Source organism: Hungatella sp. (assembly GCF_046966825.1).
In genome coordinates, this window is record NZ_JBKVCZ010000038.1 from 1 (window position 1) to 24,335 (window position 24,335).

The following is a 24,335-nucleotide window of genomic DNA, read 5'->3' on the forward strand; positions in this document are numbered from 1 at the left end:
GGAGACTTGTCCTCCGGAAATACCTTCTTTAAATGGGATGCCGGATTCGCCAGCCTCCCGCCCAGCAAAGGCTCCATGATCACCACCCCGAGGCCTCTCTCAGCGGCATACTTAAGCCCCTTTGTTCCGGCCTGGTGCTCGGTGTCCACGTAATTATACTGAATCTGGCAGAAATCCCATCCATCATAATAATCTATGATATCCTGAAACACGTCATATGAATCATGGAAGGAAAATCCAAGATAGCGGATCTTTCCCTCAGCCTTCGCTTTTTCCATCCGCTTAATCAGTTCAAACGGCTTTACCTTATCCTTCATGCGTTCGCCGCTCAAGGCGTGAAGAAGATAAAAGTCGATATGATCCGTGTTCAGCTTCTCCAGCTGCTCATCCAGCAGAGTCTCGAAATCCTCCGCCTTCTGAAGCTTCCATACGGGACATTTGGTCGCCAGATACGTTTTCTCCCTGTAGCCGTCCGCCAGCGCTTTTCCCACGATCCTCTCGCTCTCTCCCTGATGGTAAGGATAAGCGGTGTCAATGTAATTCACGCCCTCATCGATGGCATGGCGGATCATCCCGATGGCGCGTTCCTCATCGACCACCTCATCGTGAAGCAGCGGAAATCTCATGGTTCCGAACCCCAGCGCCGACACTTTAATTCCTGTCTTTCCAAAATTGCGGTATTGCATCTTAGTCCTCCCTGATGGATAAAATTTTGATTTTATTTTACCACATATTTCCTGTATTCTAAAGTATTTTCTGGCAGTTTCCCTGTTTTTCATCACTGTTCAGACCAAAAACTATTCTGCAGGCCTCAGACAGCCGGCCAGGCCCCATATATTTCTCTGCACCGGTTGTAAAATAGTTACATATCTGGTAAAATAGGGTATCAACGAAAGAAAGAGGTGACTGTTATGCAAAAATACGTTTGTGAGCCATGTGGATACATATATGATCCGGCTGATGGAGATCCGGACAACGGAATCAATCCAGGCACAGCTTTTGAAGATCTTCCTGAGGATTGGGTATGTCCGCTCTGCGGAATGGGCAAAGATGTCTTTGTTCCGGAAGATTAATAAGTACTGCAGCAAAACCGGTCCGCACTGGCTTTTAAGCCTCTGTGCGGACCGGTTTTTCATTTGAATATATGGTATACCATTTATCAGATTTCGGTTGAGATAAAGATATCGTAGATCGCCTTGATGGCCGCCTCAAAATCTGCATTCTTAACGCCGATAATGATGTTTAACTCACTGGAGCCCTGGTCGATCATCTTGACGTTGACACGGGCGTGGGCCAGCGCGGAGAAGATTCTTCCGGCGGTGCCTCTCGTGGCCTTCATGCCGCGTCCCACGACGGCAACTAATGCCAGATCTGATTCCAGTTCCACGAAATCAGGCTCGACAGCGCGGTGGATTCCCGCGATCACGGACTGTTCGTATTCCTCGAATTCGGACTGATGGACAAACACGGTCATGGTATCGATTCCCGAAGGCATATGCTCGAAGGAAATGCCGTATTTTTCAAATACCTCCAGAACCTTGCGGCCGAACCCTACCTCGGCGTTCATCATGGCTTTCTCAATGTTGATGGAACAGAAGCCCTTCTTGCCCGCAACTCCCGTAATGGTATAGCGCGGCTTGCGGCAGGTGCTCTCTACGATCAGGGTGCCTTTCTCCTCCGGCCTGTTGGTGTTGCGGATATTGATCGGAATGCCTTCTTTTCTGACCGGGAAGATGGCGTCCTCATGCAGAACGCTGGCTCCCATGTAGGCCAGCTCACGGAGTTCTCTGTATGTAATGGTCTCAATGACCTCCGGATTATCAATGATACGCGGATCGGCTACGAGGAAGCCGGAGACGTCGGTCCAGTTCTCATACATATCAGCATGGATGGCCTTCGCCACAATGGAGCCTGTGACATCGGATCCGCCTCTTGAGAACGTGCGGATGCTTCCGCTGTGAGTGGCGCCGTAAAAGCCCGGAATAACCGCGCGCTCCACATGCTCTAAGCGCTCCCCCAGCTCACGGTTGGTGATATCCGCCTCGAAGCTGCCGTCTTCATCGAAGAAGATGACCTCTGCCGCGTCGATGAATTCATAGCCTAAATAGTTGGCCATGACGATGCCGTTTAAGTACTCGCCTCTGGATGCCGCGTAATCACGGCCGGCCTTCTTTAAGAAATTCTCCTCGATGGTCTCGAATTCATGATCCAGATTCAGGTTTAAATCGAGTCCGTCGATGATCTCCATGTAACGGCTCTTAATCTTCTCCAGAATCTTCTTATAGCTTTTTCCCTCGGCCGCCGCATCGTAACACTGATACAGCATATCCGTAACCTTCTCGTCCTTGTCGTTTCTCTTGCCCGGCGCGGATGGAACCACATAGCGTCTGCTCTTCTCGGAACGAATGATGTCCCCAACCTTCTTAAACTGTCTTGCACTGGCCAGAGAACTGCCGCCGAATTTCACAACCTTTTTCATGTCTTCTTTCTCCTCTGTCACATATCCAATTTATTTAACCGAAATAATATCGTACTTGCCGGGCGCTGTCAAGTGTTTTGTAAAACGGTTTTTTCAGCCTCCTGGCGTGCGGCCAGAACTTTATGATGCTTCAGCCAGCCTCCCGACGCAACACGCGCGACGTAGACCACCGCCCTCACGGCCCAGTCCAGAACCATGGCAATCCAGACACCGATCAGCCCCATGCCGAAATACCGTCCCAGAACGAAGCTCATGGCAATCCGGCACAGAAACATGGACGCAATGGTAATGAACATGGCGAATTTCACGTCATCTGCGGCACGCAGGGCATTGGGAAGCGCAAAGGATGGCGCCCAGATCAGCACGCAGCATAATCCGTGAAGCGTGCAGATGATTCTGGCCAGCTCCGCCGTCTGTTCTGACACATGGTAGAAGCCGATAATGTGCGGCAGAAATACCAGCATCGGAAAACAGATGAGGAAGTGCGCTCCCATGATGAGGAAAATAAAGTTCTTTGCATACCGTTTCGCCTCCTGATACCGTTTCGCGCCCACGGCCTGCCCCACCACGGTTATCATGGCCAGGGAGATGGCGCTGCCCGGAATCACCTGAAAGGAACAGATGGTTCCTGCCACCGCGTTGGCGGCAATGGAGGTCGTACCAAAGCTGGAGACCAGCCCCGCCACAAGAAGCTTACCGCCCTGAAAGAGGCCGTTTTCCACTCCCATGGGAACTCCGATCCCCATGATCCGCCGGATGATGGCGGGATGGAAGCCCAGATGAAAGTTTTTGTCGATGCACAGCGGAAGCTTCGGATTCCGGATCACCCACACCAGTATGACTGCCGCGGTAATTCGTGACAGCAGCGTGGAGATCCCGGCCCCGGCCACCTCCAGATGAAAGCCGTAAATCAGAATGGCATTTCCCACAATGTTGATTCCGTTCATCAGCATGGACACCTTCATGGATATCCCGGAATTGCCCATGGAGCGGCAGATAGCCGCCGACCCGTTATACACCGCCAGAAACGGGAACGACAGTGCCGTCAGATAGTAATACGTTCTGGCGTAATTCATGACGGATGGTTCGATCTTCCCGTAAATCGTCCGCAGAATCTGGTAGTTGAACAGTAAGGACAACACCATTAAAACCGTTGAAAATACCAGAACCACAAGAATCAGCTGATTGGAGGCCTTTAACGCCTCCTCCCTGTTTTCGTCCCCCAGCTCCTGGGCCGCGATGACAGCGCCTCCGGTAGCCATGGCGGTAAACACGTTGATCAGCAGAATATTAAGCGTATCCACAAGGGAAATTCCCGAGACCGCGGTCTCCCCCACTCCGGCCACCATGATCGTATCCGCCATTCCCACTAAGACGGCGAGAAACTGCTCGATGATCAGCGGCAGAATCAGCCGCCTGATGGCCGCCTTCGAAAATATCGGTGCTTCTTCCATTTCTCTCTCCCTATTGTATACTGCCCTCCGGCTTCTTATGACCGTTTCGAAGCATTCGGAGGATTCGTCTGTTTGCCGCGTCATTTTGTTTGTCTGACACGGACATCCATCCCGAAAAAGAGTCGTCCTGATTCGCCTCGCCGCAGATGTCCACACCCAGAATCCGGCGGCTCTCCAGGCAGCGGTACGCCCTCTCAAGCTGTTCCAGCGTCATGGTTCCCTGATCCCAGTCAGTCACCACTTCCTTCCGCCCAAACACGTCCTTGTCTATGGACAGATACACGGCCTCCGACACCTCTGTTTCCAGAGCCTTAAGCCATGAGTCATCTGCCCCTGCCGCGCTTTCCGAAAACACCTGCACGCGGTCCGCATACTCTGATTCTACGGTATCTGCCAGCGAATCCGCGACACCGATCAGAATCACCTTTTTTAAGTATGGCTGGTCGTCCAGCGCCCGTTTGATCCAGCAGCCGCAGGACAAAATTCCAGCAAATATAGAAGGCTTCATATCCGTATGATGGTCAAATACCACCAGGGTAAACGGCTCCCGAATCTTCCTCACCATGAGATAGCTTAAATAGTGGAAATTTCCGCCGTCTATAAAGTGAATCCAGCCTGACAGCCCGCTGATCCGCGCCTCAATCTCCTCCATGGATGCCTCATCACAGAATCCGTTTACCCCGGACAAATCCGAACAGTCAATCCATTCACAGTCCCCATCTTTATAGAAGCTTTCTCTCTCGTAAACTCCTGTAAAATTCAGCACTGAAACTGATATCATCGTTCTCTTCTCCCGATTGGTCTTCCCTTTCCGGCGCTCTTAAACGCCCAGCTTTTCCATCTCTTCGTTGACAGAGGCCTCGCAGGAACGCATGGCCTCAATGGTCTTCTCAAAGAGCTCCTCTAACGTCCAGCCGAGCCTCTCGGCTCCCTGTGCGATCACCTCGCGGGAACAGCCTGCCGCGAACCGTTTATCCTTGTATTTTTTCTTCAGACTGGAGACCTCCATATCCATGACGCTCTTCGATGGGCGCATTCTCGCGGCGGCTCCGATCAGGCCTGTGAGTTCGTCTGACGCGAACAGTACCTTCTCCATATCATGCTCCGGTTCCACATCAGAGACGAGTCCATAGCCATGGCTTACGACCGCATGAACAAGCTCCGGTTCAGCCCCGGCTTCGGCCAGAAGCTCCGGCGCCTTGATGCAGTGCTCCTCCGGATAATTTTCAAAATCCACATCGTGGAGAAGGCCGGCGATTCCCCAGAAATCCTCGTCCTCACCGTATCCCAGTTCCTTTGCATACCAGCGCATGGTGCCTTCCACCGTAAGCCCGTGAAGTATATGGAAGGGCTCCTTATTATATTTCATAAGAAGGGAAAGCGCCTGGTCTCTCGTTACATTTGTTTTCATATTCCTGTCACCCCTCTGTAATTTTTATGTTGTCATCCATCATATCACTGCTGATTTCCGATATCAAGCTTGAAATGCCGCTTTCCCCCACAACTTTGATGCCATGCTCCTTGAGAAGGCGGGCTGTCACCCCGTCTCCGGCCGTCTTAGCGCCCGAAAAGGTTCCGTCGTAGATGATCCCGCTGCCGCAGGACGGGCTGCGCTCCTTCAAAATGGCGTACCGGCATCCATACAGCTTTGCGATCTTAAGCGCTTCCTCCCCGCCCTTTTCGAAATACTCTGTCACATCCTGGCCCTTCCGGTTCATCACCTGGACACGCCCGCCGTCTCTCCGGCATTCCGACGGCTCTCTGGGGGTCTCCATCCCTCCCATCTGCTCCGGACAGACCGGGATCAGTTCATACTCCCGAAGCAGCTTCAGTACCTCGTCACGACGGCCGTTCTTTCCGTCGTAGCGGCAGTTGACACCCAGCAGACAGGCACTGACCAGTATTCTTGTATTTTTCTTATCCATGGATAAGCCTCCTTCCAAAATAGTCTCCGGGAACTATGGCCTCAGATCCCTTACTATTTTCAGTTTGTTTTCATCACATCCCGCATCTTCCAGCATGGAATCCATGTATTTTTCGAAAAAGAGCTCTGCGCCTTTTTCTTTCCAAAGCTTCCAGCCCTCGGTATCCTTCACTTCTTTTTCCGGTTTTGTCATGCCGGCAAAGTAGTTCCGGTTCATCTCCACGGCCAGTTCCGTCATCTGCGCCCGCTCCTCCTCCGAGAGTGACAGCGCTTCCAGCTCTTTCTTCATCTTTTTTCGCGTGCACGCGTCAAAATACGCCTGGGACAGCTTCAAAATCCCCATATTTACCGGGGATTCCGCTTTTTCCCCATCCCATCGCCCACATACCCTTCGTTTCATGCGTGTGCTTCCATCCGGATCAACCGTCAAAACGCCGTACCGGTTCGGGGCCACGGTAAGGGAGCCGGTTGCAATGTCATAAAGGCCGCCGCTCTCCGCAATATGCTGGATATGAACGTGACCGCTTAGATTCAAAGCGATCCCATGAGCTTTCAGCAGCTGCTCCATCTCCTCATGATGATCCAGCAGGAAGCCCTGTGACAGAAGTCTGTTCTGAGCCAGGACATTCTGGTGCGTCACCGTAATGATGGAGGCCCCCGCTTCCTCAGCGCGTTTCATCTGCCGCTCCGCCCACTGCATCGTGGAATCCTTAATCCGGCCGGGTGCGTCCTCCGTGTTCGCGTCCAGAAGCAGCAGCCAGACCCGTTCCGACAGCTCATACAGAAAGCTTAAGGATTCTTCATCCTTTCCAGCCGCGTCCTGATACCCCAGACTGCCATATATATCACGAAATTCTTCGCCGCTGACCCGTTCCGTCCTCGTCACCGTCTCTGCCTCAAATTGGGCGGCAAACGGATAAAGGATATCATGATTTCCGGGCAGCACAAGAACCGGGATTCCCTGTTCCTGCAGCTTGAACAGCTTCCCGGCCAGTTCCTCATGGCTTGTCTTCTCACCGTTAAAACTGAGATCTCCGCTTAAAATAAGCGCGTCCGGTTGCAGCTTCTCTACCTCCTCTAAAAAAGCGTCCGTAATCTCCGGCGCGTACTGAGTCAGCTTTCCATCCCCATTTCCGACCATTCTCATAAATCCGGTTCCATAATCCGTAAGCTCCGGTGATAAATAGTGCAGATCTGTGGCGGTCACGACGGTAAGAGGAGAAGTCTCTTTCTCCGCCAATGGCCTGCTGCTCCCGCAGCCTCCAAGCGCGGCACAGAGAAATGACAGAAATACAATATGTGTTTTTTTAATCATAGACGCCCCCATCCCGTTTATCTTAATTTTGCAGTTTAAATTGTTACATGATATCAAACAGCTTCATTATATCAAACCTCTATTCGAGGCACAAGCTTGTAAAAGCGGCAACACTGCCTTATAATGAAATCTGCAGCTTCACACAACCGCTGAAAAGGATGCCATGTAATCATGAAAAAAAATCGCAGCCCAATTTTGTATAAAAAAAGAATAAAACATCTGATTTCCGATGTCAGACACTGCCTGCCCGGAATGCTTCTGTGCGCAGTTTTTCTTTCTGCCATGACTGCCGCTGCTGGCAAGGTGTGTCCAACCCGGCTCTTATTAGGGATTCCATGCCCCGGCTGTGGACTTACCCGAGCCGCCGTCCTGTTGTTAAAAGGGGATATCCACGGCAGTCTTCTGTACAATCCATTTCTCCTGCCGCTATTGGCCGGAGGGCTTTTATTTCTGTACGAGCATTACGTCCTGGAACGAAAAGCGCGCCTGTTTTCCGTCTACATAGCCGTATGCATCTTCCTTATGGTGGTGTTCTATATCATCCGCATGAAATACTGGTTTCCTGACCGGCCTCCCATGATCTATGAGCCCCATAACCTGCTGCACCTGCTTTTCACAGTTCTGCAATCCCCGGGGAGCCTGTAACCCGGCAAAGAAAAAATAGACAAATTACGACAGTATATGATATAATTTTAACGGTAGATAGATTAAATTACAGGAGGTACTAAGTATGGAAAACAACACAATGACGACAGATCCTAATAAGGCTGTCATGACCATGGGGGAATGGCTGATCACGTTAATTGTTCTGGCTATCCCATGTGTCAATGTAATCATGTATTTTGTCTGGGCATTTGGCAATGGAAACGAGAACAGGAAGAATTTCTGCCGCGCCGGACTGATCGTTATGGCAGTGGGAATCGTGCTGTCCTTAATTTTATACGCTGTAGTCGGCGCAAGCCTGGCTGCTGCATTAAGTGCAGGCTATTAAGTTTCATAAAACGGCATCAGCCGATAAGGGGCGGCCGCACCGATGATTGTACAATCATCAGGGCGGCCGCCCCTTTCATATCTTCTTTTCAGATTTATGCCTTTTCCTCTCTCTTTCTCATCACCGTATCAATAATCCCATATTCCTTCGCCTCTTCGGCGCTCATGAAATGATCCCGCTCCGTATCCCGCCAGATCTCTTCCTCCGTTCTCCCCGTATTTTCAGCCAGAATCCGATTCAGCCGTCTCTTATCCTGCTGAAGCTTCTCTGAATAGATCTGGATATCCGTCGCCTTTCCTCCGATCTTCTCCACCGCCGGCTGATGTATCATGATTTCAGAGTTAGGGAGGGCAAAACGCTTGCCCTTCGTCCCCCCGGCCAGCAGAAATGCGCCGAAGCTGGCTGCAAGTCCGATACAAATCGTCGATACATCGCACCGGATATAACGCATCGTGTCGTAAATGGCCAGGCCGGCCGTAATAGAACCGCCCGGACTGTTAATATAGAAGGAAATGTCCTTCGCCGGGTCCTCCGCCTCCAGAAACAACAGCTGCGCCACCGCCAGCCGGGCCGTCTCATCGTTCACTTCTTCCCCCAGAAAGATAATTCTGTCCTTTAACAGACGGGAAAAGAGGTCGTAACTGCGCTCCCCCTTTGACGTCGTCTCGATCACACTCGGTACCAGACTCATGCCGCACACCTCCAGTTATTCTTTCTTTCGCAGAAGGCGGTAATCCCTGTCTTCTTCTGCTTTGTCTGCTCACGAAGAGGCGTGAAATGCTTCCGTTCCCGGTAGGTAAACGGCGTGCATCCGTAAGCCCGCCGGAATGCCAGTGTAAACGCCTGCTGAGACTGATAATCCGCTTCGCCGGATATCTCCACGATCGTCTTGTCCGTCTCCACCAGCTTTCTGGCCGCCTCCGTCAGCCTCCGCTCCATAATATAGCGGTGAATGGTACAGCCGGTTTCCTCAGCAAAAATCCGGTTCAAATAAAAACGGGAATACCCCGTATGTGCTTCCAATGCTTCCAGGCTCAAATTTTCCCCGGTTCCCATGTTTTTCTCAACAGACTCCAGAATGTCCTTTACGATTCTGTTTTTTCCATCCATTTATTACCACACCTCCAGTTATGTTCCAATACAAAACCATCTTCCTCATGGGAAATCAGGTCTCTTTTCTCCCATTATAACAGGCTGTCTTCACTCTGTCTTAATAAAAAATGATGTTTCCGCTAAAAATCTCTTCTTCCGGTTATACTATAAAGTAATGGACCGCTGAATTCATACTAAGTTCGTATAAAAATACAATGACATTTCCCCGATTTTGTAGTATACTTCTTACGAAATTATATGTGTGAGATTATGACGAAAGGATGGCTTCATTATGTACTGTGTAAAAAATATTAAAGATGACCTGTTCTGGGTCGGCGGAAGCGACCGCAGGCTCGCCCTGTTCGAGAACGCATACCCCATTCCAAACGGGATCTCCTATAATTCTTATCTTCTTTTAGATGAAAAAACCGTTCTCTTCGACACGGTCGACCGGGCAATCACCGGGCAGTTTTTCGAAAATGTGGAATCCGTTCTGGCAGGAAGAACGCTGGACTATGTGATCATCAATCATATGGAACCGGACCACTGCGCAACACTCGGCGAACTGATCAGACGATATCCGGACGTCTCCGTGGTCTGCAACGCAAAGACGATTCCGATCATCAAGCAGTTCTATGAATTTGATATCGATACCAGAGCCGTGATCGTGAAAGAAAACGACACCTTCTGTTCCGGCAGACATACCTTCACCTTCCTGATGGCCCCCATGGTACACTGGCCGGAGGTCATGGTGACGTATGACACCACGGACAAGATCCTTTTCTCCGCGGATGCCTTCGGTACCTTCGGCGCCATGAACGGCAACTTGTTTGCGGATGAACTCTATTTCGAACGTGACTGGCTGGCTGATGCCAGAAGATATTACACCAATATCGTCGGAAAGTACGGCGCATCTGTTCAGACGCTGCTTAAAAAGGCCGCCGCACTGGACATCGAAATCCTCTGCCCGCTCCACGGTCCTGTATGGAGATCCGATATCGCATGGTATGTGGACAAGTATTTAACCTGGAGCAGCTACGAACCGGAAGAGAAAGCCGTCATGATCGCATACGGTTCCATCTACGGCAACACGGAGAATGCGGCGAATATTCTGGCCTGTCGGCTGGCAGACCGCGGCGTGAAGAATATTGTCATGTATGACGTCTCCTCCACACATCCGTCCACCATCATCTCCGAGGCCTTCCGCTGCAGCCACCTCGTATTCGCTTCCGCAACGTATAACGGCGGCATCTTCAGCTGTATGGAGCACCTGCTCCTCGATTTAAAGGCTCACAATCTGCAGAACCGCACCGTGGCACTCCTGGAAAATGGTTCCTGGGGCGTAACAGCCGGACGTAAGATGGGAGAAATTATCTCCGAGATGAAGAACATGACCATACTCGATGAAACCATCACGATCAAATCCTCCTTAAAGGAAGACCAGATGGCGGAACTTGGTGCTCTGGCAAATTTAATGGTAGATTCCATGAACTAGCGGGTCCGGTACGACGGACTCTCCTGACAAACAGTAAAAAGCCCTGTCCGGAACTGCGTGGTCTGACACGCCTTCCCGGACAGGGCTTTTTCGGATCGCGTTCGTAAAGCCGCGCAGTATGGACGCCGGCGCCATGCCGCAAAAATATCTCTGTCCTGCTTCCTCCGAAGTAAAAAGCATCCAACAAAATACACCAGCGATGCAGAAAAACAGGATTCTCAAACTATTTCATACTTTTTCATAGCTAGATCACCTCAGTAAAAAACATGCGTCCATCAGAGTCCGTCAACACGGCCTTTGCACCGCGGAACCGGTAACTGGAAAGTAAGAGCGGCTTCTCCCTGAAAATCACCTCCGACGGCGCCCGGCTGCCCAACTGATCCCCTTTTATCTCATACCGGTAAAACTGGGAATGTCTGCCATATCCGCCGTCCATGATAAGAGCAGTATGACTCCGGCTGATCAGGAACGCGGAACAGCCTTCCGCCTTCGGGCGGTAGATGACATCCCTCTTAAAATCAGTCTTCACCAGATGAAACTCGTCGTAATAATAGAACCACAGCGCGCCCTGTTCATCCACATTCATCGCATAGCAGTCATAGATCGGATATTTTTTATTCTCCCACAACCGCTGTCCCCGGGAATCCCATACGATCAGACCGCACGCACCCACCGGCTGGTCCCAGCCGAAATTACCGAACACGCCCTCGTCGAAGTATCCGGTAATGATGCGGCCGTCTTCCGTCACGATACAGCTCTCGATTCCGTCACCCAGACACATCTCTGCCAGCTTTGTGCCATCCTTTTTTAAGAGAACTCCGTTATTCTCCGCCGTCCCGTCTTTATATTTCCTGCACCGGGCACCTACCAGAAGAATATCTTCTCCCAGAGGCATGACGTGATGAAAATTCATCTCATGAAACCCCAGCGGATACATCTCTCCCCCCAGCAGCGTCCCATCCGTCCAGTTTACCCATAGGCACAGCGCATGGTAGTCCGTATTCGCCTCGGTATCCACAAACATCCCGTTGATCCGTTTCGGCACCGAACAGGCAAACAGAAGCCATACGCTGCCGTCGTAACCGATCGTATCATTCACAAAGGTCTCATGTTCCAGTCCATACTGCTTCTGCAGCACATTTCTCTCTGTATAGCTGGTCACATATATATTTCTGTCCATCCCAGATCCCCTTTTCACACGGTTATAAATCGTTTATAAATCGCTTATCATTCGCGTGTGTCTGCACTTATAGGCCTTCACAGCCTCTTCCAGCTTCTCTAAAAAGGCTTCCTCTCCGAATGTATTGAGCTTAAAGAACATGGCCTGGCTTCCACCGGAAGTGATGGCAGTCAGCCTGAGTTCCCCTTCATATCCCAGAATCGTCACATTCAGGCTGACGCGGTTACCTCCCATATAGCTGTACCTCTCATATACCATTGTGCAGCACCGCACGCCGTTGATCTCCTCCTCATGCTCGTCCTCGAACGATGCGGATACACTGCCGTTTAAAATTTCATTTTTTAAGTATTCTTTAAAATGATCCAGATTCCCTGTTAAGTCAGCTTCAAATTTTGCCATGTATCTCACTCCCTTCTGCCGCAGCCGGCGTATCATCATAGACCGCGAACGGCATCCACTCCACCGGCTCTCCTCTGTTCTGAATGGCATCTGCAAATGCTTCCACTTCTTCTTTCGAATTCTCTAAAAGTCCAAATCTTCCCGGTTTCAATTCAAACCGTTTCATCAGTTCTTCCTGAAGGGAATTGCACAGGTACGTGTGGAAACCTGAGATATCCCAGCCAAGAAGATCAAAGCCGAGGAATCGGCGTTCTTCGGTTCCAGTCACTTCTTTCTTTTGGATTATCCTGTCCTCCAGAGACGGCAGGAGCGCCTCTTCCAGCGCAATCCCGATCAGGCGGTATCCCGGAACCACACCCCTCCGATTATAAAAATAACGCCTGTATATGTCTTCTGCGTCCTGTTTGAACAGGAACCGACTGTCTGTATCCAGCCGGTCCTCCCCGAACAGACGCAGGGTTTCTTCTGAGAAATCTATAAATTCCTGTTTCTCCATCCCAAGCCGTTTCCGGTATTTCTCTTTTTGCCTTTCATCATTGGCCATGCAGGAAAATGGCTGCGGCTCCGCATCACAGATGCAGCCGCTGACAGTCAGAATCCATTCGGAAAAATCCTTTAAAAATTCCGGGCACCGGCAGGGACGTATGATATAATAGCCATAATCTACATACATTTCTGTGTCCTTCCTTTTCTGGCTCTATTCTACCAGATATCATTTTCCCATGTCTTTCATTTTCCTTAATATTTACGCTACAACATTTGTCATATAAGTGAAAGAAAATAAAGGTATGGAGGAAATATTCTCCATACCTTTTTACTCTCAATTATACTTAACAGATCACTTAAACCATAAATGCTTCAAGTTAATGACACCCTTTCTGCCATTTTATATACCAATCAGGGATATTCTTTGACACTCTGACAATCTCCCCGCTTTCATATATTGCAAACCGGCGAAATTCATTTGTGTTATCATATAATGCATCCAAGTCACACAAATCAATTATTTCGTGAAGATTTCTCAAGCTTTCTCCAAATCTCTTCTCAACATCCTTGTCTGGTATCCCATGCCCTCCCATTTTCACTCGCTCTGCAATTCTCTGCTTTGCGATCTCTGGAGAATCAACCCCAACATAGTGTAATTCTATTCCATATCCCAACTGTTTGGCCCTGTGTATTGTACGCAATATAGTATGTCCGCACAGAGTAGTCTCCTGGTTAAACGTAATCCCTTCCTGCAAGTAAGAATTTAATCATTCAATTGCAATTCTGCCTGCTTTCATTAAATCCGCAGTATTTCTCCAATCACCAAAACCTCTCAATATTTCATCAGTATTGATCCGTGGCATCGTATCCTGATAGTGTGTAGTCCTGTATAAAGTTGATTTCCCTGCCCCGTTTACACCAGCATATAAAATGTATTTTTTCATTTAGAACCTCTTTTGAGCTATTACTTTCTTTTGCTTTCTCTGCAAAATAAAATCACTTAACATAGAAAAAAAATCCTGTTCTTCTTCTGTCTCTGCATTTAAAACCAACTCCATAGTTTCGTCTATATCCATATCCTTACATTCCTCATATAATTTCTTTGCAGCTTCGGCCTTCGACATAAATTTTTCCTCCTTGTTCTAAAAAAACAGAAGTAACGCTGAAAGTCAAATTTATCGACCTTTCAGCCCTTCAATTAACACCACCAAATTTGGTGGTGATATCTTCTCGGGTTCTATCTTTCACTTCATTCACACCACTGCGCAAGCAGCGAATCGGAGGTATGTCATTACATTACATGTTAATGCAACTGTAATGTTTATTATACAAGAAAAAGTGTTAAAAGAAAAGGCATAAAGTTTTTTCTTCCCCTCTATTTTCTTTGCATTTCATGCTTAATACCGCACTTCCAAAACCCATTCGCCGCTTGTATATCCCCTTCTAAAATGATATACTGGTAACACTTAGCGAAGCAGCTTTAAGCTAAGCGCGTATCTTAAAACGGTCTTAAAGGTGTGTTTCGGCAGGAAACACAGCAGTTTTCTGAAAAGGGTGAGAATCATGTGCAGAAACAAAAAGAAAAACAACGATGTATTGCTCCATGCAAAGCCGGCAGAATCAGCGACATTTGCATGGAGTAGCTGCAGTCGCTGATCAAGTACGGCTTTGCTGCCTGACAATAAAAAACAGGGAGTGAAGCGCTATGAAATATATCAATGCGGCCGCGGTTCTTCCCGCCTCGCTGGTGGAAGAGCTGCAGAATTACGTTCAGTCCGGATATCTCTATGTTCCGGCCAGGGAAGACCAGCACAGGGCCTGGGGCGAACGGAACGGAGGCCGGGAGGAACTGAGGAAACGCAACAAGGCTATTCTTGATGCATGGCAGAATGGAGTGTCCATGGAGACGCTGGCGGACCAGTACTGCCTCTCTATACATGCCATACGGAAAATCATTTATCAGAAATAATCATGGAAGGACTGCGGAAAACAGTCCTTCTTTTTTGTACAAAACAGTACAGAAGCGACTGGTAGATTGAGATTTCACAGAATTTCGGGTATCCTAAACAGGAAGGATAGAAAGAAAAAAACAGAAAGATAAGAGGTTGTTACAGATGAACACTTACGAGACTGCGCGGATGGGATACGGGGAAGCCGATATCACACCGGAAACTGTTGTTGAACTGGTCGGATTTTTCCGTCCGGACAATCACTCAAGGGGCATCCGCGACCCCTTGAAGCTCCAGACAATGGTCTGGGAATACGGAGGAGAAACGGCCTGTCTTATCACCCTGGACAGTCTTGGCTTTACCGTCCATTTGTCCAATGTCCTGCGGGGCCTCATTGCGGACCTGCTTCATACGGGAATCGATCACGTCATGACTGCATTTTCCCATACACACTCTGCACCGAACGCCGCAGAGGAACCGGAATACTTTGATTTCGTATGCCGCAGGGCGCAGAGTGCTGTAAAAGACGCTCTGAACAGTCTGTCTCCTGCCTTGGCTTCTTGGGGCATCGGAGAAAATACTGTGGGATTGAACCGCAGAACGGATTCCACCGACTTCGACAACCGGCTTGGAATCCTGTCTGTCACCGCACCGGAAAATGAATCTCCCAGGGTGCTGCTGCTGCGGGTCACTGCCCATGCCAACATTCTCTCCAGCGACAACTATCTCATATCAGCCGACTACTTTGGCATTACAAGAGAGCAGTTGGAGACGCGCTTCGGCTGCAAAATCATGATGATGCAGGGTGCTTCCGGAGACGTACGGCCTCGGTTTCATCAGGAAAACACAGAGTATTTGGAAATTCACGGTTACGAGGCGGCCGAGAAGGGATTTTCAGAAGAGTATCAGAAAATATACCGGCTTCAGAGCCAAAAGGCCCTGGAGCAGACGGCAGAGGCTATCTGCCAGGCCGTGTCAGCCGTTCTTCCCTCAATGGAAGCGGAGCCTGTCACTCATCTGACCATGAAGTCGGTTTTCAGCCATTTTACAGCGGATGTTCCCTCCCTGGCACAAGCGGAGCGGATTGCCGATGAGGCACTTAAGGAGGCCGGCATCGATGGAACCGACTGGCTCCGGGAAGTGAAACGCCTTAACGGCGAGGGTATTTCACAACAGTTTTCAGAGGTGGAAATACAGTACTTTTCCCTCAATGACGGCTGTCTGTGCGGGATTGCCAATGAAGCCATGTGCAGGATTTCCATTGACGCCATGGAGGCTGCTGGAACGCCGCTGCTCTTTTTAAACGGCTATACCAATGGATGTAACAGCTACTTACCGACGGCCGGGGAGTATGAGAAAGGCGGCTATGAGGTGCTCTGGTCAAATCTCGTATATTTTCCATACCACGGCCGTGTCATGCCCTTTAACCGCGGTACAGCCGGACAGCTTGTTGAGGATGTGGTTCAGAACTGGAAAGATTAGCCTGTGAATATTCTGTATGTGGATAGAAACCGCTAAAATACTGATTCCATTCCCGCTGTTTCTGTAGTAGAATAAAAGATGGCGCCCTTGCGCACTACTGATACAAAACATTGATCAATGACTACGGAGCGGATTTACTATGGAAAAAAGCACGTCTTCGACCCTGATGACAGAGGGGTCCATCTGGAAAAAAATTATCGCATTTGCTGTTCCCTTATTTCTCGGGAACCTTTTTCAACAGCTTTACAATACAGCGGATTCACTGATTGTCGGCAATTTCCTGGGGAGCAATGCCCTCGCTGCCGTCAGTTCTTCCGGCAACTTAATCTTCCTCCTGGTAGGTTTCTTCAATGGCATCGCAATCGGAGCCGGTGTGGTCATCGCCCGGTATTACGGCGCCGGACGGCACGGTGACGTGCAGAAGGCCATTCACACCACCATTGCCTTCGGTCTTGCCGCAGGAGTGGTGCTGACCGTGATCGGTGTGGTACTGGCACCGATTATTCTGGTCTGGATGGGAACTCCGGCCGATGTACTTCCGAAATCCACCGTCTATTTCCGTACGTATTTTGCAGGCTCCCTGTCCTTCGTCATGTACAACGTGTTTGTCGGCATCCTGCAGTCCGTGGGTGACAGCCGCCATCCGCTGGTCTATCTCATTATATCGTCTCTCATCAACATCGTGCTGGATCTTGTGCTGGTGGGGATCTTTCACTTTGGAGTGGGGGCCGCGGCGTTTGCCACCATTATCTCCCAGTTTGTCAGCGCGTTTCTCTGTCTGCGCCGGCTCATGAGAAGTCCGGAGGAATACCGGGTCTGCTTAAAGAAAATCCGGTTTGACACAGGACTTCTGCGGCAGATCATCGCAAACGGTCTCCCGGCAGGCTTCCAGAACTCCGTTATTTCTCTGGCTAACGTGGTAGTCCAGTCCAATATCAACCGTTTCGGGAAAATGGCGATGGCGGGATGCGGCGCCTATTCGAAGATCGAAGGCTTCGGATTCCTGCCGATCACCTGCTTTGCCATGGCCCTGACCACGTTCGTGAGCCAGAATCTCGGCGCCGGACAGTATGAGCGGGCGAAAAAGGGAGCCAGCTTTGGCATTCTCTGCTCCATCATCACCGCGGAGCTCGTCGGCATTTTCATCTATGCCTTCTCGCCCCTGCTCATCTCCGCCTTTAACAATGATCCGCAGGTTATCATAAATGGAACGGCCCAGGCCCGCACGGTAACTCTGTTCTATTTTCTTCTGGCATTTTCCCACTGTATCGCGGGAATTCTCCGCGGCGCTGGAAAATCCACGGTTCCCATGCTGGTTATGCTGGTCTGCTGGTGTGTCATCCGGGTGACGTACATCACCGTAACCGTCCACTTTGTTCCGGATATCCGCGTGGTATTCTGGGCCTATCCGCTGACCTGGTTCTTAAGCTCGGTCGTCTTTCTCCGTTATTTCCTGAAGGGTAACTGGGTGCATGGCTTTGAGCACTAGGGCCTCCCGGCGCAAATACCAGAGCGTGTCACATTTTTCGAAACACAGGTATGTACAGGATGAGTGTCGCGGCCATGACCACGGCGCAGACAGCAATCAGTGCATTCGCCGCCGCGGCCGGGATATGTGGCACGAGAATGAGCACAAACATGACGACAAACAGCAGCGCCGTGCACACCTTTCCAAACCACATGGCGCCATCAAGCTTCTTGCCCTCTCTCAGCTTCACCAGGCCCATAACCGCCATGAAGCCTTCCTTGACGACAAAGAGTACCACCAGAACTGCCATATACGGATAGCGGGTCCACAGGCATAAGAGAATGGCCCCGTGCGTCATCTTATCGGCAAACGGGTCCAGAAATTTGCCGAATTCCGTGATCATATTGAATTTTCGGGCAACCAGCCCGTCAAACATATCCGTGATGGACGATATTCCCATGACAGCCGCCGCGGCGTAATAGCCGCGGTCCGTCTCCGCATGGAGATAGAGATATACAAAGACCGGGATCATCAGAAGCCGGAAGTATCCCATAAGGTTTGGAATGGATAACAGTTCCTTTCTCGTATATTTTTTCATTTTGCATCACTCCTATCCGGCGTTTTCTCATCGCCAGCCAGTAAATTTTGTAGAGACCTTTGGATCATGCGCTCCATCTCACAGGGGCTTCTCTCCGGTTCTTCGAAAAGCCATTTCATCATAATATTCCATAAGCCTCCCATGTTAAAAAACAGACAGTACTCCAGCTCTTCTCCGCTCATGGTTTCTTTCCAGTACGATTGCAGACGGCCGTAAATTTCGGGCCAGTACGTATTGGACACCTCGATGAGACAGCAGATCTTATCATCCCTGCATACAGACTGCAGAAATGTCTTATGCTCTTTCCAGAACGAAAAATACACCTCTGTGATATGCGCCGCAAAATAGGCGGTATCCCGTTCCAGATACCGGACATACTCCCTGCACAGGCGTTCGCAGCAGCTTCGAAACAGGTCTTCCTTTGAGGAATAATTTCTATAAAATGTCCGCCTTGATAAATCCGCCCGCCTGCATATTTCCACCACCGTGATCTCTTCGAATTTCTTTTCCTCCATCAGAGCCGCCAGCGCGTCCATCAGCCACGTCCGGGACTGCCAGACAACCGGATTGCTCGTCTCCTTCATCTCTCCACCTTCGTTTCTCTGATCCTTTTTACCGGATTATTTTCAGGGTGGCACACCGGCCCCCCTGATGTAGCACTTGCCCGCAGGGCCTTGACGCTGTCAGATACCCGCATTATACTATGGAATACTTTCCGTTACAAGTACAGGAGGATGAATGACATGGAACCAATCCACGAAAATTTCTCGTACCGGCACGCGGTATCCGGTGGGGCAGCCCCGGTCCCGGCCCTCATTTCCCACAGGAGGGAACGTCTGGCCGCGGACTGTTCCCGCTGCTGCGGCCTGTGCTGCACGGCGCTCTATTTTTCCAAAGCGGAGGGGTTCCCCGACGATAAGGAAGCCGGGATTCCCTGCGCCCACTTATGTGAAGATTTCTCCTGCGAGGTACACAGTTCTCTGTCCGGACGCCGCCTGAAGGGCTGCATCAATTACGACTGCTTCGGGGCGGGGCAGACGGCCACAGAAATCGTATTTCAGGGGAAGAGTTGGCGGCAGCTTCCTGATCCGGAGGAAATGTTCCGCGTCTTCTTCCTTGAATTAAAGCTGCACGAGGCCATGTGGTATCTGGAGGAAGCCGCAATACTGCGCCCCGCATCCGCACTGCGCCCACGTATCCATGCCGCACTCACCGGCTTAGAGAAGCTGGCAGACGGTTCCCGGCAGGACCTCACGGAAGACGGGATCCGCGATAGGATCACTGCGGCCAACGATCTGTTGAAGGAGACCATCCGCCTGACCCTCGATTATGCGGCTGCTCAGAAGCTGCCTTCGAAAAAGGGAGGCATTTCGCGGTCTGCCCGCAGCCACTCCGCCTCTTCCCGTAAATCGTCCCGTAAAACCTGGACGAATGGCGCGGGGCCTCTGCGATTCCTTGGATATCATTTTCGGGGGCAGACTTAAGTGCCATGGATTTTTCTTCTTCCTTTCTCATTGCGGCCGACTTGAGGGGATGCCGTCTCTTCGGAACATGCTTTCTGGGAACCGACCTGCGGGATGCCGATCTTAAAGGCGCCGATTTAAGGGATGCCTTTTTCCTCACGCAGATGCAGATAAATGCCGCAAAAGGCAGCCGGTATACCCGTCTTCCTTCCTGGTTAAAGTTGCCTGATCACTGGGAATCCGGCAGATAAACCGTAACATTTCCTGTTACAATAATTCAGTCCTGTCCACCGGAACATTTCGCCGCGTCAATGGCGAGTACGATCATCAGGCAGAGGAGCGCGTCCTCTTCCCTTACAATATCGAGAACGTACGTGTCTGAAAAGTGGAGAAATTCTTTACTGGCCGTCATGATCAGACTGCCTGCGCTGTCTTTTACACGATAGTCCCATTCCAGCCAGTCTCCGTCTACCGTCCAGCCGTTGCAGTCCAGTGTGAATTTGGGCTTTAAAAAGGTCAGTTCCTTGCGGATTTCTCCGATCTCCTGTCCGTTTATGTACATAAGAAATTTAGGCAGAAAGGTGAGCACTCTCTCCTGTACGGTTCCGATATGGTTATCGAAACGGTCATAGATTTCCAGCAAATGGCCCCAGCTTAATTTTCCCTTTACCGTATAGACCGTATTTCCGCTCTCGTCATAGATGTCGTAACTGTCAAACCAGGAAAACAGCCGCTGTTTAAATAGTAATTGCATGATCGTTCCTCCCTGTTATGAGCACTCAGCGGTTTGGCCGCTTCGTGCAGTGCTGCTTTATGCCCCTTCATTCCGGGGGATAAATTTTGCCATGTAATACTCATCCGCGTAGGCGCCGCCGACACGCATGGAGTTCTTTCTGAGCCCTTCGATTACAAAACCGCTCTTTTCATAGAGATGGACAGCGGCTTTATTTTCCTTTCTCACGGTCAGCTCCAGGCGGGTGATTTCCTGGGATACGGCCCATGCATCCAGGCGTTTGAACATCTCTGTGCCGATGCCCCGGCCGCGGTATCCGGCCCGGATTCCGACTACCACATATGCCGCATGGCGGATTCGGCGGTAGCGGCCCCGCTCGGCGGTCAAAACTCCCGCCATCGACTCCCCTTCCCTGGCAATCAGGAAGAAATCGCCTGCTGCCAGAGACTCCCGGATCATGTCCGCGGCGGCCTCCGGGTCATTTTTCCGTTCCCCCGGTTCCAGCATCATCATATCGGTCTCTAAATCCAGGGATCGCATCATTTCCACATATTCCCGGGCATCCTCCGGTCTGATCTGACGGTACTCCATCGATCCGTCTCCTCCATTTCCGCCATAAAGCCAGTCGTCCGATTCCTGTCTGTTTATTCCCGCAAGCAGCGGGCTTTTTAACTTGGCACTGGTCACAGCCACTCCGTCACCTTATCGACGAAGCAGACTCCGTCTAAATGATCCAGCTCGTGGCAGAAACATTTGGCCATCTCATCGATTCCGGTCAGAGTGACCTCTTCTCCATTTTCATCCAGCGCCTTCACGATTACGGTCTGGGGCCGAATGGTCCTTCCGTATTTCTCCGGAAAGCTTAAGCAGCCTTCGATGCAGTCCTGTTCCCCTGTCTGTTCCACAATCACGGGATTTACCAGCTTCATGAGCCCGGTTCCCATATCGATGACGACAAGGCGCTTTAAAATTCCTACCTGGTTCGCTGCGATTGCAGCTCCGTTAGGCGTCGCATGAAGCGTATCTGTCATATCATTAAGGATTTCCCGGATCCGGTCATCCACCTCTTTCACTTCTTTGCATTTCTTTCTCAGTATCTCGTCTCCGTCGTAACGCATGTTTAATACTGCCATATACCGTTCCTCCCTACAGCCAGATATCTCTTCCGTTCCATGTCACACTCTCTGCCTCCCCCTCGTTAAGGCACCAGCCCAAAAGGCTGGCCACCAATCCAGGCGTAACTGGAAAATCTTCCATAACAGGCTCATCAGTTTTTTCTGTGTCCTGGCCTGCGTCAGGCTCCTTCCCTGCGCCCAGTTCTGGAATCCGGTACCGCTGCCAGCAGCCGCTCGTCGTTCTGTTCTTAAATACTCTTCCGATGGATACCAGATACCGCCGCTCCCCATGCTGTTCCGTGGGATAGAGCACAATCAGCCCTTTATCCTCTGACGCGATATGCAGTACGGGTCTGTCATAATCATCATCCCGCTTTACCCACCAGTAATAGGTGCTGTCCCCATAGACTAATGTTCTTTTATGCTTCTTTGCAATTGCCATAAAAAACCTCCCGGAATTTCTCCGCGCTATTCCAGCCGTTTTTCCTCCTGCTCCATCTAGTACTGCATTGCGTAAATAACTGTGATATAGTGCCCGATATCTGCGTCAGGTGTGCGTCCGCGAAGCGACGGCGTAGTGACCCTACGTCTAGCTTCGTGGGCGTGCTCCTGGCGTGATAGTGCTATATCATAGAATTTACGCAATGCAGTACTAGCGGCGGCATACAGCCAGGACTGATACAGAATGACGGCCAGAACAAGGCCTCCAAGTCCCTGAATCAAATTTGACGGCACGCTGGCCAGGGCCGCTGCCATTCCATAAAAACAGGTTTCATAAAGCCAGTACCCGCAGGCTACAAACACCATGTCGGTCAGCCCTCCGATCACCACACCGGCGGTCCGCTTTCCGGCCGTCGCTGAAAGTCTCTGAAATACAAGGCCGCAGCAAAAAGCGGTCAGTCCCTTAATCAGAAAGGTGGCCGGCACGTACAGCAGATATCCGCCCAGGAAATCCGCCAGCGCGGAACCGATTCCTGCGGCCAGGAGCCCCTGAACCGGTCCAAGAAAGATTCCCGAAAGAATCACCAGCGCATCTCCCGGATGGATATATCCGTTCGTACCCGGTGTCGGAATCCGGATCACCATCGTCGCGGTACATACCAGCGCCATAAACAGCGCCGTCATCACCATTCTTCTGATATTATTGTTCGTTTTCATACAAAGTCTCCCTTCCGGTTTTCAATGATAATGCACTTACTATAAACCGAAATTGGACTGTTTCAAATATCCAGTTTTTAACTTTTTAACAATGCCAGTGTTATTTTCCAGCCACACGCCTGCTCCACCACTGTTTTATTGTATCATAAACACAAAATTAGTGAAACACCTCATTCGGTGTTTTGATGTACTTTTGCTGTGAATTGTAACCCAGAGTTCGTCAGAAACCAAAGCCTATCCGGCAGCCGCAGCACTGGAAGAAACTGCTTCTATTCTGCTAATTTTATAATTTTTCTTAAAAGGGGTTGAAGTATAAAAAACACTTGCTACAATTAAGATAACGGCGCCGTAATAAAACGAAAAAGGACAAAAAAGCATGAACAATCTCATAGTAAAGCCTGTCGGCAAAGTTGTATTTCAGAATGAAATGCCACTCATTTTATTGGAAAAGCCTTATCGTTCCGCCCTGGAGGGACTGGATGGCTTCAGCCATATTCAGATCTTCTGGTGGTTCGACGCCTGTGACAATGAAGCTTCCCGCAGTGTGCTCAAGGTCAGCTCTCCCTACCGCAATTCGCCGGATACGCTGGGCACCTTTGCCACCCGCTCCCCGGAACGCCCTAACCCTGTCGCGCTCTCAACGGCGCAGATTCTTAGAATCGATCCGGCGGCCGGCATCATCGAACTCAGCCATATCGACGCACGTGACAACACACCGGTCATCGACTTGAAGCCCTATACTCCCAGTCTCGACCGGGTGGCACATCCCTGTGTGCCCGACTGGTGCGCTTCCTGGCCGAAAAGCCTGGAGGAATCGGCTGATTTCGACTGGTCTGGCGTATTTACATTCTGAGAGGAGGCTGCCATGAGTTTAAAAGACTATCTGACCAAAAAACCGGTACTTGAAACAGAACGGCTTATTTTAAGGGAACTCAGGCCGGAGGATACTGACGATTTGCGGGAGTGGCTGAGCGATCCCGGTCTGTACCTCTATTGGGGAAAGCGGCCCGGCAGACACGATTTAAACCCGGAACTGCTTTTCACAGCCGCCAATCGGAAACCAACGAAAAGCTTCCACTGGGGCATCGCAAGCAAGAAAGACAATAAGGTAATTGGGGAATTCTGGGTCTACTTAATCGAGAACGACCGGATGGCCAAGGTCTCCTACCGCCTCTCGCCTGCCTGTCAGGGAAATGGCCTCATGGCGGAAGCCCTGAAAAGCGTGGTGGATTTCTGCTTCACGCGCACGGAACTTCAGAGGCTCTGGACCGATGTGGACGTAAGAAACACCGCCTCCTGCAAAACGCTGGAAAAGGCCGGCTTCACACGGGAGGGCTGCATCCGGCAGGGAAAAATGGTCTCTTCCTGGTGCGACTACTATTTATACGGTCTGCTGAAAACAGACCTTCTCCCGGAACACGACAGTCAGGCGTAACGCGATCTAAACGGATTACCGGTCTCTCGCGCCGGGACATGGCCGCTTCATCAGCCATATCCCCTTAGGGCGTGGATTGAAACAATAAACAGTACGGGCTCTCCTGTCAAACAAACAAT

The 24,335-nt window shown here is 50.5% G+C and carries 32 protein-coding genes and 1 pseudogene; 11 read left to right on the forward strand and 22 right to left on the reverse strand.

The genetic code is table 11. The annotated features are described in order from the left end of the window. Positions 1 to 686: aldo/keto reductase (locus ACLTD4_RS13730; protein ID WP_412331360.1), on the reverse strand; the 686-nt coding region annotated here is incomplete at its 3' end. 225 nt (positions 687 to 911) lie between these two features. Here ACLTD4_RS13730 and rd point away from each other — a divergent pair. After that, on the forward strand, positions 912 to 1,073 hold the full coding sequence (rd, locus tag ACLTD4_RS13735) for a rubredoxin (RefSeq protein ID WP_055655477.1): 162 nt from the start codon (positions 912 to 914) through the stop codon (positions 1,071 to 1,073). A gap of 86 nt (positions 1,074 to 1,159) precedes the next feature. Here the strand turns inward: rd and ACLTD4_RS13740 are convergent, their stop codons facing one another. The 6 genes from ACLTD4_RS13740 to ACLTD4_RS13765 form a co-directional block, all read right to left on the reverse strand. Then, positions 1,160 to 2,479 (reverse strand): aspartate kinase, encoded by a 1,320-nt coding sequence (locus tag ACLTD4_RS13740; RefSeq protein WP_002600380.1) that lies wholly within the window; start codon positions 2,477 to 2,479, stop codon positions 1,160 to 1,162. A gap of 68 nt (positions 2,480 to 2,547) precedes the next feature. Next, positions 2,548 to 3,933, reverse strand: coding sequence for an MATE family efflux transporter (locus tag ACLTD4_RS13745; protein WP_117623332.1), 1,386 nt, complete (start codon positions 3,931 to 3,933; stop codon positions 2,548 to 2,550). A gap of 10 nt (positions 3,934 to 3,943) precedes the next feature. After that, a complete protein-coding gene (locus ACLTD4_RS13750; protein ID WP_117623331.1) occupies positions 3,944 to 4,714 on the reverse strand; it encodes an arginase family protein in 771 nt (256 codons plus the stop codon). A gap of 39 nt (positions 4,715 to 4,753) precedes the next feature. Next, a complete protein-coding gene (locus ACLTD4_RS13755; RefSeq protein ID WP_117623330.1) occupies positions 4,754 to 5,344 on the reverse strand; it encodes a hydrolase in 591 nt (196 codons plus the stop codon). Between the two features lie 7 nt (positions 5,345 to 5,351). Next, a complete protein-coding gene (locus tag ACLTD4_RS13760) occupies positions 5,352 to 5,858 on the reverse strand; it encodes a DUF523 domain-containing protein (RefSeq protein WP_117623329.1) in 507 nt (168 codons plus the stop codon). A 33-nt stretch (positions 5,859 to 5,891) separates the two neighbouring features. Continuing rightward, entirely contained in the window at positions 5,892 to 7,172 is a 1,281-nt protein-coding gene (locus ACLTD4_RS13765) for a metallophosphoesterase (protein WP_412331361.1), read from the reverse strand. A 171-nt stretch (positions 7,173 to 7,343) separates the two neighbouring features. Between ACLTD4_RS13765 and ACLTD4_RS13770 the strand changes: the two genes are divergently transcribed. Then, positions 7,344 to 7,817 (forward strand): DUF2752 domain-containing protein, encoded by a 474-nt coding sequence (locus tag ACLTD4_RS13770; RefSeq protein ID WP_055655487.1) that lies wholly within the window; start codon positions 7,344 to 7,346, stop codon positions 7,815 to 7,817. A gap of 85 nt (positions 7,818 to 7,902) precedes the next feature. After that, a complete protein-coding gene (locus tag ACLTD4_RS13775; RefSeq protein WP_117623327.1) occupies positions 7,903 to 8,163 on the forward strand; it encodes a hypothetical protein in 261 nt (86 codons plus the stop codon). A gap of 94 nt (positions 8,164 to 8,257) precedes the next feature. On the opposite strand, the gene ACLTD4_RS13780 is transcribed toward ACLTD4_RS13775, so the two are convergent. After that, entirely contained in the window at positions 8,258 to 8,854 is a 597-nt protein-coding gene (locus ACLTD4_RS13780) for an ATP-dependent Clp protease proteolytic subunit (RefSeq protein ID WP_055655491.1), read from the reverse strand. Next, complete coding sequence (locus ACLTD4_RS13785; protein WP_055655494.1) at positions 8,851 to 9,273, reverse strand: helix-turn-helix domain-containing protein; 423 nt, start codon at positions 9,271 to 9,273, stop codon at positions 8,851 to 8,853. Before ACLTD4_RS13785 ends, ACLTD4_RS13780 begins: the two co-directional genes overlap by 4 nt. 274 nt (positions 9,274 to 9,547) lie before the next feature. On the opposite strand from ACLTD4_RS13785, the gene ACLTD4_RS13790 reads away from it, so the two are divergent. Beyond that, a complete protein-coding gene (locus tag ACLTD4_RS13790) occupies positions 9,548 to 10,750 on the forward strand; it encodes an FprA family A-type flavoprotein (RefSeq protein ID WP_055655496.1) in 1,203 nt (400 codons plus the stop codon). Between the two features lie 244 nt (positions 10,751 to 10,994). On the opposite strand, the gene ACLTD4_RS13795 is transcribed toward ACLTD4_RS13790, so the two are convergent. From ACLTD4_RS13795 to ACLTD4_RS13820, 6 genes are all read right to left on the reverse strand, one after another. Next, positions 10,995 to 11,930, reverse strand: a complete 936-nt coding sequence (locus ACLTD4_RS13795; protein WP_117623326.1) for a hypothetical protein — start codon at positions 11,928 to 11,930, stop codon at positions 10,995 to 10,997. 33 nt (positions 11,931 to 11,963) lie between these two features. Further along, positions 11,964 to 12,329 (reverse strand): DUF6054 family protein, encoded by a 366-nt coding sequence (locus ACLTD4_RS13800; RefSeq protein ID WP_110326968.1) that lies wholly within the window; start codon positions 12,327 to 12,329, stop codon positions 11,964 to 11,966. Then, the gene (locus tag ACLTD4_RS13805) at positions 12,316 to 13,002 is read right to left on the reverse strand and encodes a hypothetical protein (RefSeq protein WP_117623325.1); all 687 of its coding nucleotides are present in this window, start codon (positions 13,000 to 13,002) and stop codon (positions 12,316 to 12,318) included. The genes ACLTD4_RS13800 and ACLTD4_RS13805 overlap by 14 nt, the downstream gene beginning before the upstream one ends. A 190-nt stretch (positions 13,003 to 13,192) precedes the next feature. Then, on the reverse strand, positions 13,193 to 13,489 hold the full coding sequence (locus tag ACLTD4_RS13810) for a hypothetical protein (protein ID WP_320995809.1): 297 nt from the start codon (positions 13,487 to 13,489) through the stop codon (positions 13,193 to 13,195). Between the two features lie 93 nt (positions 13,490 to 13,582). Further along, on the reverse strand, positions 13,583 to 13,759 hold the full coding sequence (locus ACLTD4_RS13815; protein WP_320923480.1) for a hypothetical protein: 177 nt from the start codon (positions 13,757 to 13,759) through the stop codon (positions 13,583 to 13,585). Continuing rightward, complete coding sequence (locus tag ACLTD4_RS13820) at positions 13,760 to 13,939, reverse strand: hypothetical protein (protein WP_002600396.1); 180 nt, start codon at positions 13,937 to 13,939, stop codon at positions 13,760 to 13,762. It abuts the gene before it with no gap. 581 nt (positions 13,940 to 14,520) lie between these two features. Here ACLTD4_RS13820 and ACLTD4_RS13825 point away from each other — a divergent pair. The 3 genes from ACLTD4_RS13825 (at position 14,521) to ACLTD4_RS13835 (ending at position 17,735) form a co-directional block, all read left to right on the forward strand. After that, complete coding sequence (locus ACLTD4_RS13825) at positions 14,521 to 14,784, forward strand: CD3324 family protein (protein ID WP_055655504.1); 264 nt, start codon at positions 14,521 to 14,523, stop codon at positions 14,782 to 14,784. 145 nt (positions 14,785 to 14,929) lie between these two features. After that, positions 14,930 to 16,246 (forward strand): hypothetical protein, encoded by a 1,317-nt coding sequence (locus tag ACLTD4_RS13830; protein ID WP_055655506.1) that lies wholly within the window; start codon positions 14,930 to 14,932, stop codon positions 16,244 to 16,246. A 139-nt stretch (positions 16,247 to 16,385) separates the two neighbouring features. After that, a complete protein-coding gene (locus ACLTD4_RS13835; RefSeq protein ID WP_117621847.1) occupies positions 16,386 to 17,735 on the forward strand; it encodes an MATE family efflux transporter in 1,350 nt (449 codons plus the stop codon). A 28-nt stretch (positions 17,736 to 17,763) separates the two neighbouring features. Here ACLTD4_RS13835 and ACLTD4_RS13840 read toward each other — a convergent pair whose 3' ends face one another. Continuing rightward, the gene (locus ACLTD4_RS13840; protein ID WP_002600400.1) at positions 17,764 to 18,312 is read right to left on the reverse strand and encodes a CDP-alcohol phosphatidyltransferase family protein; all 549 of its coding nucleotides are present in this window, start codon (positions 18,310 to 18,312) and stop codon (positions 17,764 to 17,766) included. Continuing rightward, a complete protein-coding gene (locus ACLTD4_RS13845) occupies positions 18,309 to 18,896 on the reverse strand; it encodes a TetR/AcrR family transcriptional regulator (protein WP_055655509.1) in 588 nt (195 codons plus the stop codon). Before ACLTD4_RS13845 ends, ACLTD4_RS13840 begins: the two co-directional genes overlap by 4 nt. Before the next feature lie 159 nt (positions 18,897 to 19,055). Here ACLTD4_RS13845 and ACLTD4_RS13850 point away from each other — a divergent pair, with 159 nt between their 5' ends. Both ACLTD4_RS13850 and ACLTD4_RS13855 read left to right on the forward strand, forming a co-directional pair. Then, positions 19,056 to 19,796: a hypothetical protein gene (locus tag ACLTD4_RS13850; RefSeq protein ID WP_412331362.1), complete on the forward strand. Its 741-nt coding sequence runs from the start codon at positions 19,056 to 19,058 to the stop codon at positions 19,794 to 19,796. Positions 19,797 to 19,801: 5 nt separating this feature from the next. After that, positions 19,802 to 20,026, forward strand: coding sequence for a pentapeptide repeat-containing protein (locus tag ACLTD4_RS13855; protein WP_412331363.1), 225 nt, complete (start codon positions 19,802 to 19,804; stop codon positions 20,024 to 20,026). A 26-nt stretch (positions 20,027 to 20,052) separates the two neighbouring features. Here the strand turns inward: ACLTD4_RS13855 and ACLTD4_RS13860 are convergent, their stop codons facing one another. The 5 genes and pseudogenes from ACLTD4_RS13860 to ACLTD4_RS13880 form a co-directional block, all read right to left on the reverse strand. After that, positions 20,053 to 20,529, reverse strand: coding sequence for an LURP-one-related/scramblase family protein (locus ACLTD4_RS13860; RefSeq protein ID WP_002600403.1), 477 nt, complete (start codon positions 20,527 to 20,529; stop codon positions 20,053 to 20,055). 57 nt (positions 20,530 to 20,586) lie between these two features. Beyond that, positions 20,587 to 21,201: a GNAT family N-acetyltransferase gene (locus tag ACLTD4_RS13865; protein WP_242352805.1), complete on the reverse strand. Its 615-nt coding sequence runs from the start codon at positions 21,199 to 21,201 to the stop codon at positions 20,587 to 20,589. Beyond that, positions 21,192 to 21,641: a peptide deformylase gene (def, locus tag ACLTD4_RS13870; RefSeq protein ID WP_022030196.1), complete on the reverse strand. Its 450-nt coding sequence runs from the start codon at positions 21,639 to 21,641 to the stop codon at positions 21,192 to 21,194. Before def ends, ACLTD4_RS13865 begins: the two co-directional genes overlap by 10 nt. Positions 21,642 to 21,654: 13 nt before the next feature. After that, the gene (locus ACLTD4_RS13875; protein WP_117621846.1) at positions 21,655 to 22,065 is read right to left on the reverse strand and encodes a hypothetical protein; all 411 of its coding nucleotides are present in this window, start codon (positions 22,063 to 22,065) and stop codon (positions 21,655 to 21,657) included. 236 nt (positions 22,066 to 22,301) lie between these two features. Next, a pseudogene (locus tag ACLTD4_RS13880) lies at positions 22,302 to 22,781 on the reverse strand (ECF transporter S component); the annotation flags it as partial. 376 nt (positions 22,782 to 23,157) lie between these two features. On the opposite strand from ACLTD4_RS13880, the gene ACLTD4_RS13885 reads away from it, so the two are divergent. Both ACLTD4_RS13885 and ACLTD4_RS13890 read left to right on the forward strand, forming a co-directional pair. Beyond that, entirely contained in the window at positions 23,158 to 23,634 is a 477-nt protein-coding gene (locus ACLTD4_RS13885) for an SAM-dependent methyltransferase (RefSeq protein ID WP_117621845.1), read from the forward strand. A 12-nt stretch (positions 23,635 to 23,646) separates the two neighbouring features. After that, positions 23,647 to 24,216 (forward strand): GNAT family N-acetyltransferase, encoded by a 570-nt coding sequence (locus ACLTD4_RS13890; protein WP_117621844.1) that lies wholly within the window; start codon positions 23,647 to 23,649, stop codon positions 24,214 to 24,216. Positions 24,217 to 24,335 lie beyond the last annotated feature (119 nt).